Genomic DNA, 12481 nt, shown 5'->3' on the forward strand with positions numbered 1-12481 from the left:
GCTGAGGTTATAACTCTTATCAAATCAGTAGTATTGCCCGTACCATCACCACGTAATATCATGGACGCAGGTTATTCAACATAAACACAAGTCTGCAAAAGCGAGAACACAATGCCAACATCACTTCTGGACGAGCGTAAAGATGCGCCCCTGTCGGCAGATATCAAATTCCTGACTGAAGCACTATTTAACGTCCTGCAAAATGAAACCACAGCTACTGTACAAACTGTATTGCGCCAGCTCCTCAGTGGTAATCAGCCACAAACCATCATTCAACAGGTGGTGCCTACCCTGGATTTACAACAACAGCAAGATTTGATTCGTGCATGCAGCCTATTTGCACAAGTACTGAATATTGCCGAAGATGCGCACCATGAACGGCGGCGACAGGCATATGAAAATGACAGACAGCATCCCGGACGCACCAGTTTTACTCATGTTATCAACCAAATTCAGCAACAGCAGATTAGTGCTGCGCAACTGGAACAGATTTTGCAGCAAACCAGTATCAGTGCAGTGCTAACCGCTCATCCGACTGAAGTACAGCGCCAGTGCATTCTGTGCTTTCAGCGTCATATCCGCACTATTCTCAGTGAATATGACCATTCTGATCATCACTATAATGAACAGCTAAAGCAACAGGCTGAAGCTATTCTGCTGGCTTTATGGCAGACTGATGAAACGCGCCATTTCAAAATCAGCGTAAGTGATGAAATTTATAATAGCGTTACTTATTTTCCATTGAGTTTTTTTAAAGCGGTACCAGCCCTTTACCGCAAACTGCAACAGCAGCTCACCAGCGCGTATCCGCAAATAACTCTTCCTGATGTACTCAGTATCGGTGGCTGGGTTGGCGGAGATCGTGACGGTAATCCGTATGTTAATGCAGATACTTTACAGGAAGCTTTCATCTTTCAGGGTGATACTTTGTTAAAGCATTATCATCAATGTCTGGATGAGCTGCACCAGCTGCTGCCGCTTTCTTCTCGCCGTGTTCAGATTGACAGCAGCGTGTATCATATGGCCGAGCAGTCACCGGATACCGCAACGGCTCATAGCGAAGAACCATACCGCCGTGCTCTTACCTATATACAGGCACGCCTGAATGCTACCTCCCGGCAACTGAATATTGCTCCACACAACCAGCATCATGGTCTGCCTCCATATAAACAACCAGAGGAACTTTTGCAGGAGCTTAATAATATAGCCAGTTCTTTACAACAAAATGGCAGTGCCCTGCTCACACAGGGCAAACTGGCTGACCTGATTCGTTCTGTTTCCCTGTTCGGTTTTCATCTGATGTCCATCGACTTGCGTCAGCATGCAGCCAAACATGCCGAAGTTGTAACCGAACTGTTTACACATGCCGGACTTGAAACGTTTGAGACATTAAGTGAAGCAGCCAAACAGCGCGTGCTGTTACGTGAATTAAGCACCCAGCGTCCGCTATACAGCCCTTATATTCAGTATAGTCCGCACACCATGCGTGAGCTGGCTATATTCCAGACTGCGGCGAATATTAAAAATAACTATGGTGAAACCGCTATCAATCAATGCATTATTTCTAACGCTGAAACCGTTAGCGATATATTGGTGGTAGCGTTATTGCTGAAAGAAACTGGTTTACTGAGCATCAGTAATGAGAAACCGACCAGCCGGATTAATATTGTTCCTCTGTTTGAGACCATTGATGCCTTGCATAATTGCATCAGTATTATGGATAAATTATTTAATCTGCCCTGGTATCGTGCTTTTTTGCGTAGTCGTGATAACCTGCAGGAAATTATGCTGGGCTACTCCGACAGTAATAAAGATGGTGGTTATGTAACCAGCCAGTGGTCACTTTATCAGGCTGAGTCGAGACTGGTACAACTGTTTGGTCAGCACCATATCCGTCTGCGACTGTTTCATGGCCGTGGTGGCAGTGTCGGTCGCGGTGGCGGACCTTCATTCGATGCAATCATGGCACAGCCGGCTGGCAGCGTAGCCGGACAAATACGCATTACTGAACAAGGAGAAGTTATTACCGCCAAATATGCTGATCCGACCAATGCAGAACGTAATCTTGAAGCACTCATTGCTGCTACTCTTGAAGCTACTGTTTTACCCATGCATAACAGCGAGCCTGACAGCGAACTGATGAATGCATTGTCTGTCAGCGCATTCACACATTACCGGCAATTAATTACCTTCCCGGGATTTATTGATTATTTTCTGCAAACCAGCCCGATTCAGGAAATTGCGAGCCTGAATATTGGCAGCCGCCCCGCCAGCCGGAAAACACTGGCTAAAATTCAGGACTTACGCGCCATACCATGGGTATTCTCATGGACCCAGAACCGCCTGATGCTGCCGGCCTGGTATGGTTTCGGTAGTGCAGTAGCGGAACTGATTGAACAGGACAGCACCAATCTGCAACGCTTACAGCAGCAGGTTAAAAACAGTCCGTTTTTTCAAACCATGCTTTCCAACATGGATCAGGTCATGGCCAAAGCCGATCTTACTATTGCTGAGGCTTATGTAGATCTTGCCAGTGATCAGCAAGCTGCCAGAACCATTTACACCATGCTATCTGAAGAGTTTGAGCGCAGCCGGCAGGCTTTGCTTAATATTTTGCAACGTCAGCATTATCTGAGTGATAACCGCACTCTGGCACGTTCTCTGGCCTTGCGTATTCCCTATCTGAATGCACTGAACTGGTTGCAGATACATCTGCTGCAACAACTGCGCCAGCAGCCGGATAATAGTGAGATACTCCAGCTCATCCATCTGACAATTAATGGTATTGCACAAGGGTTGCGTAATACCGGCTAGATATCATCCTGTTTTGCGGACAGTATTTCCATTCTGTCCGCTCATCACCAGGACATATAGCTTGAATTTTTCCAATGGAATATTTACTTTTATATCCAAAATAAAACACTTGGATACCGATATATAAATATATTTAATTTATGGAAAAATCAATGCATTAAAATTAATAAGTAAAAGTGATTACAAATTTGTTACAGTCGCTTGAAATCGATATACAACGACCCAATTTATTCACATAACTTACCCTTTTGCAGAGGAAAAAATATGCAACCGGAAAACAATACCGAAAACGAAACACAGGTTAACGATAATACTGAAACCACAGAACCAATTGTCGCTCCTGAAGCTACCGTAGAAGAGTTACAGGAACGTATTAGCGAACTTGAAGGGCAACTCAAAGACGAACAGTTACGTTCACTCGCCAATGAACAAAATCTGCGCAGACGTCATCAGGATGAACTGGAAAGCGCACACAAATTTGCCGGACAGAAATTTGCCAGCGCTATGTTGCCAGTTAAAGATTATCTGGAAATGGCCCTGCAAGATCAAAGCGGTAACTTTGACGCATTGAAAATGGGCGTACAAATGACGCTGACCGAATTACAAAAAGCATTCGATCAGTCTAATATTAAAGAGATTGATCCTAAAGCCGGCGACAAACTTGATCCGCACCGTCATCAGGCCTTGCAAAGTGTAGAAAGTGAGCAAGAACCCAATACGGTAGTTTCGGTAATGAAAAAAGGTTATACCCTGTCCGACCGTGTATTACGCCCTGCTATGGTAACTGTAGCTAAAGCTGCTGATACAGAATAAACTGTATTTTCTAAAAGCCGTCAGACATACTGTTGTTCTGACGGCTTTGTATATATAACGATTTTATATTTATTCAATAAATCAACATCTATAAAATATTTTTACTTCAGCATTGAGCTCAAAAACGCCTGTGTTCGTGTATGCTGAGGATTAGCAAAAAAGCTGCTGGCTTCACCAGCCTCAACAATCACACCTTTATCCATAAACAGCACCTTATCAGCCACCTCACGCGCAAAACCCATTTCATGAGTGACCACAACCATAGTCATTCTGTCTTCAGCCAGTTGCTGCATCGTTTTCAATACTTCGCCGGTTAATTCAGGATCAAGCGCTGAAGTAGGTTCATCAAACAGCATAATTTGCGGCTGCATAGCCAGTGCACGGGCAATAGCAACCCGCTGTTTTTGTCCGCCGGATAATTGAGACGGAAAATAATCCTGTTTATTAGCCAGACCAACCTTGCGCAACAACTCCTGTGCCAGCGGAACAATCTCATCACGCTTCATTTTTTTCACAGTTATTGGTGCTTCAATGATATTTTGTAATACGGTCATGTGCGGAAACAGGTTGAACTGCTGAAAAACCATACCCATCCGAGTACAGATTTTTTTTATCAGGCCTTCAGATACATAATGGGCACGATTGTGGATATTGTTCTGTACCAGAAAATCATTTTCAATGGCGATACTCCCCGCATCTATCTTTTCCAGATAATTCAGACAACGCAATAATGTAGATTTGCCTGAACCGGAAGAACCGATAATGGCAACTACTTCTGAGCGTGCTACCTGAATATCGACGCCTTTGAGTACTTCAGTATTACCAAAAGCCTTATAAATACCGCGGGCATCTATCATTAAATCAGTCGTCGTAGCGTGCATAGCGTTTCTCCATTTTCTGGAAGCCCCAGGTCAGAATCAGGGTCATAATCAGGTAGAATGCAGCCGCCACAAAAAACGGCATCAGATTAAATTCACGCTGTACCAGCTGATAAGTTACCCGCATCACATCCTGTAATGCCAGCACATATACCAGCGATGTATCTTTAACCAGTGTAATCGTTTCATTGCTTAACGGCGGCAGAATTTTTTTCCACATTTGTGGTAAAACAATACGACGCATGGTTTGGCCGTAGCTCATCCCTAATGTCTTTGCTGCTTCATACTGTCCCTTACCTACCCCCTGAATTCCGGCACGGAAAATCTCTGCAAAATAAGCAGCATAGTTAAGCACAAACGCTACTACCGCTGTAGTATATGCCGGCAGTAAAATATTTACTGCCGGTAAAGCAAAGTAAATAAAGAAAATCTGTAGCATCAAAGGTGTGCCGCGCATCACCCAGATATAAAAATTAACAATATAATCCAGCGCTCTGATTCCGGAAAGGCGCAATAATGCCAATACCAACCCTAACGGAATAGACAGTAATAGGGTAATGGCAAACAGGCTCAGAGTAATTTTTGCTCCTGTCCAGAGTTCAGGCAGCATATTTAACACATAATTCATGTGTATTCCTTAAAACAACAATAACGCTGCCTGAATAAATTCTATTCAGGCAGCGTTGATTCCAAAGTAAAACAACATTTATTTAATGATGTCTTTACCGAACCATTTTGTAGCAATTTTAGCAGATGTACCATCTGCTTTCATACTATCCAGAGCCCCTTGAATTTTTTGCTCTAGAGCCTGATCATCTTTACGGAAAGCAACAGCATATTGTTCTGTACCAAAATTATCACCTAATACTTTATATTCATTAGGTTTTTTTGAAACATAATAGCGACCGACTACTTCATCTACAACCAGTGCATCTACACGTTTGGCGGATACATCCATTAATGCTGTCACATTATCTGCATATTTCTTCAATTCTTTGAATGATTTGGCTGTATTCTGATCAGCTTCTACTGCATCAACAGCACTACTGCCATCCTGAACTGCCACAATTTTACCGTTCAGATCAGCTTTAGTATTAATTCCGCTATCAGGACGGACAACAATAATCTGATGATTGTCCATATACGGTTTGGATAATAATAATTGCTGCTGCCGCTGTGGAGTAATGGTTAATCCGTTCCACAGCATATCAACACGTTTACTGTTAAGCTCCGATTCTTTAGCACTCCAGTCAATTGGCTTAAGCTCAACATTCAGACCAGCACGCTTGGCTGCTTCACGAGCCATATCAATATCGAAACCAACCAACTCATTTTTTTCATTACGAAAGCCCATAGGCGGAAAGCTGTCATCCAGCCCCATTACTACCTTTTGACCTGTACTCTCACCGGAGCTGGAAGCAGTACCTGAGGCAGATTCACCACCACAGGCAGCTAACGCCACCGCAACCACAGAACCAAATAAAAAATTACGTATGGCGTTTTGCATATATAAAGTTCCTGATTTAAAGGTAATAGATAATTGTGTCATACACACTATACCGGAATTTTTTAACACTTTCATCAGCCGGCAATCAGGTACTTACTGTAAATACCAGAACACACAGCAGACAAATACCAAGTTATTATTGGTCATTTTATCTCTGATTCAGCATGAACCGTGCTGATACTAACCATGAAGATTCACTGCGATATTATGCGGCAGCCGAATGCAACGCTTGATGGTTCATACGAAAAAACAGTTTACCATCTTCTTCAATACGCCGTATGGGCCATTGATATACTTCACTCAGCAAAGCAGATTGCATAACATCCTGAGGTGTTCCTGAAGCAACTATCTGCCCTTCATTCATTAATACAATAAAATCAGAATGATTTGCTGCCATAGTTAAATCATGCAGTACCATAACAACAGAAAAATCATCGTGATGCTCATGTAAATAATGCATCAGTTGGTGCTGATGACGAATATCCAGATGATTACATGGTTCATCAAGCAGTAGTAATGGTGCATTCTGAAGCAGTGCACGTACCACATTAGCACGCTGCTGTTCACCTCCGGATAAACTGCCTATGCGTTGCTGTGCCAGTGTGCACAAGTCGAAAACATCAAGTAACTGCCGGAGCTTTGCTGCGGGTGCCTGAGCTTTCTTAAACCAACCGCCCTGAGGAGAGCAGCCAAGCTGTACATACTCAACTACCGTAAGCGGCAAATTATATTGTCCGTGCTGCCCCACCCATGCAATCTGCCGACGCTTTAAACTATTGTCAACCGGTTCTCCAAATAATTTGACACCGGCACCATGCAGGCCTAACAGTGCACGCAGTAAGGTTGACTTACCTGCACCATTCGGCCCGATAATACTGATATGCTGATTGGCCGGTAAATCAAGTTGTGGTACCGATAAAATACAACGGCCACGTGGTTGTACATGTACATTGCGAATGGTAAATAAATTTTCCATATCCAGATCCTAGCGACGCAATGGCTGTAAAAACAACCACAGGAAAAATGGTCCGCCAAGTAAAGAAATTACAATACCCACAGGTAAATCAACCGGATAACTCAGCCAGCGCGATACGCTGTCTACCAGCAGCAAAAATATTGCCCCCAGCCAGGCAGATAACAGAATAATTTTACGCCGGCTGCCGCCACGATTACGGGCAACCACATTCGGTACCATCATACCCAGAAAACCTATAATACCGGCCATTGATACCGCTGCTCCGGTTAACAGAGCAGAGCCTATCACTGCCCATATCCGGGTACTCCCGACAGCAACACCCATACTAATGGCTGTTTCTTCTCCCAGCATCAGAATATCCAGTCGCCTGCCCACCGCTACCAGAACACACAACCCCAGCAGCATTACTACCAGCGCATACCATGGCGAAGTAAAACCGGACTCAGCCAGACTGCCAGCCAGCCAGCTAGTTGCACTGCGTAAAACCATATCATCCGACATAAACAAAATCATGCTTACCAATGCACCACAAAAGGCACTGATGACAAAACCCATCACCAGTAGCCCTAATGTTCCTCCGCCTAGTAGACGATGTACCGTCAGAATCAGAACACATACCAGCAAAGCCCCCAGAAACGCAGCCATTGGTACTGTTACAGCACCCCAGCCACCTGCCAGAACGGCAATAACCCCCAGTGCGGCACCACCGGAGGTACCTATCAGGCTCGGATCCGCCAGCGGATTATCAAATAATGCCTGCAATGCAGCACCGGAAGCAGCCAGTGCGGCACCCACTATCAGCGCTACCAGCACTCGCGGCAGCCGGATACCTAGTGTTATCTCATCCATGGATTGCGGCCATTGCCAGCCACCCATACCCAGTCCTAGACAAAACCAGCTCAACAGTAAACTGAATAATATAGCGGCGATAAACCAAACCAGTTTAGGCCAGAACACACTTTTCACTCTGTTGTTATCAGGCGTACCGGCCGTTTGCTGCACTTGCGTCATAATTATTGTGCCAGTTTATAAAGTTTAGGAATGACCTGCGGAGTGTTCAGGCCATAACGAAAAATATCATTTGACGGCATAAAATAGATTTTCTTTTGTTTTGCGGCTGGAGAAGCAGCAATTTCCGGCCGTTTAATCAAGCCCTGCACACCGCCTGTCAGTTTTTGGTTACGTTCGGCAATCAGAATGATATCCGGTTTCGCGGCCAGCCATGCCTCGCGTGACATCGGTTTCATACCTTCAATAGCAGCGGCTGCATTAATACCACCAGCCCGCCTGATGAGTTCATCCGCAGCAGTACCCCGACCGGAAACATAACGACCATCATAGCTAATCAGATAGCGCTTACCGGTTTTCGGCATCTGTTTCACCTGACTGAGCCAGCGATCTGCCAATGCATTGGCTTCTTTACTCTTACCAATAAGCTGTCCGATCTGGCGAATACCGGCCGCATAGCCATTAATATCATCCTTTGGCGCAACATTCACCGCTTTAACACCTACCCGGTTCAGATTGGCGTAAATACTGGTTGGCTGTGCCATCCACGAACCCAGAACAAGAGTTGGTTTTCTGGCCGCAATCGGTTCCACACTCAGCCCGTGAAACAAGCCGATACTGGGCACATTCTTTAAAGCCGGATTAGTAGAAGCCCTCTCGCGCCCTACTACTTCTTTAGCACTACCCAACTCCACCACAATATCTGCCACATCAGGCGTCAGCGTAACAATACGAGCAGCAAACGCAAATGGAAAAGCAGCGCACATAGCCGCTGCCAACAGTAATTTTTTCATAATCCACCCTTTAATTACTCATATTACAGTGGCAGATATCCATATCCCTAGTAATTTATGATTTCACCATAACTACAAAATGCATATCTGCCCCGGCTACTTAATCTGCTAACAAACCATCCATCAGCTGATGCCATGATTGCATTTCATCATTACCTTCTTCACGGCGACCAAAAATTTGCACCACAGTTTGACGATTTTTGTCGAAACCTTCTATACAGGTCACATAACCTTCACTGATCGGACGCCGTACCACCCAGGTTTCCACAATATCACTATCGCGCAGATGCAAATCAAAGCCTTCTTCCGGTACTTTGGCATCCAGTACATTCAGATAGCCATGTGAGCGTACTACGTTGTGTAGTTTACCGGTCTGAATCTGCACTAAGCCACGATTACCGACAAATACCATAATTTCCAGATTATTTGCCTGAACATACTGCAGAACTTCTTCCCATACACTGCGATCGACCTGCTTAGTGCTGCCTGCCGGTGCATGACGGTAAGACTGCTGGCGGTCAATTTTAAAAGTCTCCAGCAAACCACCAAAATGATGTACATCTTTCAGCTCATTCCAGCGCTCCTGAAAGGCCTGCTCGCGCTCTGGTGACAATGGTTCCGGTATCGTTACATTAATTTCCGGTGCCGGCAGAAATTCCGGTTTGCCACTGGTTGCGAATTCATCAATCAGAGCCTGCCATGCGTCCAGTTTAGTTTCATCACGCATGAAAACTTTTTCAATACTCATGCCGTATTCGTCATAAAACTGAATCGAACGCATGGTTCTTTCACCAATCACCACAGTTGTAGCGATAGCATGATGCCAGTTATGCAGGAAAAAACGTAAATCCAACCCGCCCACATTCAGCGCCAGCCCTGTACGCGCAGTCAGCGTTACATGTTCATAAACACCAACTTTTTCATGTACTGCGGCATCATTACGCACCACACTCAAAACTTCTCCCAGGGTTTCCAGCTTAAGTACCAGATCGCGAATCCGGCTGCCCAGATAAACAGAGTCCGGAGCATCTGCCATTAATGCGCCTTCACTCACACCCAGATCAGCTGCTGCCTGACGCGGAAAGTACATTCCTCCTTCGACAGTTGCCTTTTTATCCAGATATTGTTGCCATAAACTCATGTCTCGTTCCTTTACAAAGTTATTATTGATAGTGATTTAGCAAATAATTCAGCTAATTATTTTATTTTCAGATTTATTTAAAAGGTATAGCGCAACCCTACATTAAATGTCCGTCCCGGAGCAGAATAGAAATCAGCATTGTCTCTGGTTAACTTAGTCGCATTGCCGTCGCTTTGCCCAGAGGTTCCCGACTGACTGTTTACATTCGGCATCATGTAAGCAATATCTGCCCAGTTCCAGTATTTCTTATTAAAAACATTATTCACACCGGCACGGAAACTCAGATGCTTAGTTGGTTTCCAATAGCCACCCAAATCAACCAGCGCGTAATTTCTGGACGGATTATAGTAACTTGTTCCTTTTGGAACATTTTGAATGTCGCTATCATCTTTTTTCGCCACATAGGTTAAATAAACATTGGCTCCCCACACTTCCTTATCATAGGCAAGACCAAGTTTCACTTTAACCGGCATCACTGAGTTAAGCGGTCTGTCTACGCCTTCCTGGCGAATCGAGCCACGCGAATAGGCTATTGAGCCATTTACTTTCCAGTCTGGTGCGAACTTCCAGCGTGCATATGCTTCACCGCCGTAAATATGTGCCTTACTGAAATTCTGTGCCTGCAATACCAGCGTCTGTTTACTGCCCGGACGGCTCCATACAGCATCAGCCGGTAGCTTCACCACATCAGAAATATTTACATAATCAATAAAGTTTTTATAGTGATTATCAAATCCGGCTATACCGTATTCAAAAACATCATTTTTACCGCGTAAACCAAGCTCAAAATTATTTGCAGTTTCCGCTTTTAGATTCGGATTACCCCAGGAACTGTAGTTTCCCGGATTCCATGAAGAAGCCAGCTGCTGAGATGATGGCGCATTAAAACCACGGGCATACTGAAAATACGGTACCAGCAATGGAGTAATCTGGTAGGAAATACCCAGACGAGGTGTTAATGCACTTTGATGTTTTTTGCGCAATTCACCGATTTCACCATTGATTCCGGTTACAAAGCCATTGGAATTAGGCTTCATATTATAGTAAGCAGCCGACAAACCCGGACTGACAACCAAATTTCCCCATTGCAGATCTGCATCTATATACGCACTGGCCCGAATAGTTGTGTTATCGGCATTAGGCTTCGATCTGGCATAATATCCTTGCCAGTCACTAGTTAATTCATGGTGCGCAAAACTCAGACCATAGCGCCATTCCTGACTCAGACTACCTGTATCAAAATGTGATGACCAGTCTGTCGTCAATCCCCATACTTTATCTTTATTGGTAAAATCAAAAACGCAACGATTATTCCGGTCAGGAACCATACTGGTACAACCTTTGACATAGTCACGACGAGTACTTGAATCTGTTTTAGTCTGCTGCCAGTAAATCTGAGTTTTACCTGAATGAATCAATCCCTCATCACTATGATAATCATGCCCCAGTGAAAACCGTGTTTTCTTGTTGTCATCTATACCGCGTACATCAGTATAGGTACTATTTACCTGAGACAATGAATCAGTCCACTGATTCCGGCTCAAATATTCAGCAGTAAAATTCAGAGTATTTTTGTCATCAATATCAAATTCGTGCTTAGTAAGAAAATACCGGCTATTGTGATCAACAGGGTCTGATTTAGTACGCAAAGCCCCTTTGCCGCCAATATTACCCCGGTTATCCACTTCATCACCTTTACGGTAAGTACCCAGTACCATTCCGCGCCAGCGGTCACTTCTCATTGCACCGGCGCCTGTTACCGCTGTAGATTTATCCACACTGTTATACTGGGTATCGATATAACCACCCTGATTTTCACCCTGCAATATCTCATCAGGAGTAAGTGTGTGCATGGCAACAACACCGCCCAAACCAAAACCACGGGCATTTTTACTGATATCAACACTACTGAGCGCGGAAACATCCATAAAATTACCACGACCGAAAATCGCATACTGTCCCGTATGCTTCATTTCATTTGCTTCAGGCAACTCAATTCCATCAATGGTCATACCAACCCGGTTACCACTTAAACCACGAATATTGACACTATCATTACCCTGTCGTGTACCCTGAGTATCCAATACCTCTACACCCGGAATATCTTTTAATGCCGTTTTTAAATCCACCGCACCTTGTTTCTTAATAGTATCTGCCTTAACTTTAGTATCTTTGAATACACTTGGCGTAACACGTTTACCCTCAACATGAATTGTTGGCAAATGAGCTTCGCCTTCGGCATAAACTACTGCAGGAAAGCCGATATAAGCTACAGCCAGCGCAATAATCTTGGGTGAGCGGCGCATATTAAGTTAACCCCTTTTGACACAAATTAATATAAAGATGCCGCATTGTAATCAATAATGATTCTTTTATACAAGTGCAAATAGGAATTATTCTTATTAATTTTAAGTCATATTTTTCTAATACTGCTCAGCTGCTTTTTACAGTATTCTTATAAATGACAGTAAGCATAAATATGTTTTAAATCCGGACAGATCGGCCTTGCAAAAATATAATTTTTTATTAATATAAAAACATTCATTCCTC

General features: G+C 44.1%; 10 protein-coding genes. 2 read left to right on the top strand and 8 right to left on the bottom strand.

From position 1 onward, the window contains the following. Nucleotides 1–111: 111 nt before the first annotated feature. The gene (gene ppc / locus H3T84_RS09050) at nt 112–2814 is read left to right on the top strand and encodes a phosphoenolpyruvate carboxylase (protein ID WP_198218906.1); all 2703 of its coding nucleotides are present in this window, start codon (nt 112–114) and stop codon (nt 2812–2814) included. 264 nt (nt 2815–3078) lie between these two features. Then, on the top strand, nt 3079–3627 hold the full coding sequence (gene grpE, locus H3T84_RS09055) for a nucleotide exchange factor GrpE (RefSeq protein ID WP_025329849.1): 549 nt from the start codon (nt 3079–3081) through the stop codon (nt 3625–3627). Nucleotides 3628–3728: 101 nt separating this feature from the next. Here grpE and H3T84_RS09060 read toward each other — a convergent pair whose 3' ends face one another. The 8 genes from H3T84_RS09060 to H3T84_RS09095 form a co-directional block, all read right to left on the bottom strand. After that, the gene (locus H3T84_RS09060; protein WP_037476109.1) at nt 3729–4484 is read right to left on the bottom strand and encodes an amino acid ABC transporter ATP-binding protein; all 756 of its coding nucleotides are present in this window, start codon (nt 4482–4484) and stop codon (nt 3729–3731) included. Between the two features lie 4 nt (nt 4485–4488). Further along, nucleotides 4489–5133 (bottom strand): amino acid ABC transporter permease, encoded by a 645-nt coding sequence (locus tag H3T84_RS09065; protein WP_037393149.1) that lies wholly within the window; start codon nt 5131–5133, stop codon nt 4489–4491. 78 nt (nt 5134–5211) lie between these two features. Continuing rightward, complete coding sequence (locus H3T84_RS09070) at nt 5212–6012, bottom strand: amino acid ABC transporter substrate-binding protein (RefSeq protein WP_025329846.1); 801 nt, start codon at nt 6010–6012, stop codon at nt 5212–5214. Nucleotides 6013–6217: 205 nt separating this feature from the next. Continuing rightward, on the bottom strand, nt 6218–6988 hold the full coding sequence (locus tag H3T84_RS09075; protein WP_198218907.1) for an ABC transporter ATP-binding protein: 771 nt from the start codon (nt 6986–6988) through the stop codon (nt 6218–6220). Nucleotides 6989–6997: 9 nt separating this feature from the next. Next, complete coding sequence (locus H3T84_RS09080) at nt 6998–7999, bottom strand: iron ABC transporter permease (protein WP_198218908.1); 1002 nt, start codon at nt 7997–7999, stop codon at nt 6998–7000. Nucleotides 8000–8001: 2 nt separating this feature from the next. Beyond that, nucleotides 8002–8790 carry a hemin ABC transporter substrate-binding protein gene (locus tag H3T84_RS09085; RefSeq protein WP_025329843.1) on the bottom strand — a complete coding sequence of 263 codons (789 nt, stop codon included), beginning with the start codon at nt 8788–8790 and terminating at the stop codon, nt 8002–8004. 100 nt (nt 8791–8890) lie between these two features. Further along, complete coding sequence (locus H3T84_RS09090) at nt 8891–9931, bottom strand: ChuX/HutX family heme-like substrate-binding protein (RefSeq protein WP_198218909.1); 1041 nt, start codon at nt 9929–9931, stop codon at nt 8891–8893. 77 nt (nt 9932–10008) lie between these two features. Then, nucleotides 10009–12237, bottom strand: a complete 2229-nt coding sequence (locus H3T84_RS09095; RefSeq protein WP_198218910.1) for a TonB-dependent hemoglobin/transferrin/lactoferrin family receptor — start codon at nt 12235–12237, stop codon at nt 10009–10011. Nucleotides 12238–12481: the final 244 nt, after the last annotated feature.

The organism is Snodgrassella sp. M0110 (genome assembly GCF_016101465.1).
Taxonomy (GTDB): domain Bacteria; phylum Pseudomonadota; class Gammaproteobacteria; order Burkholderiales; family Neisseriaceae; genus Snodgrassella; species Snodgrassella alvi.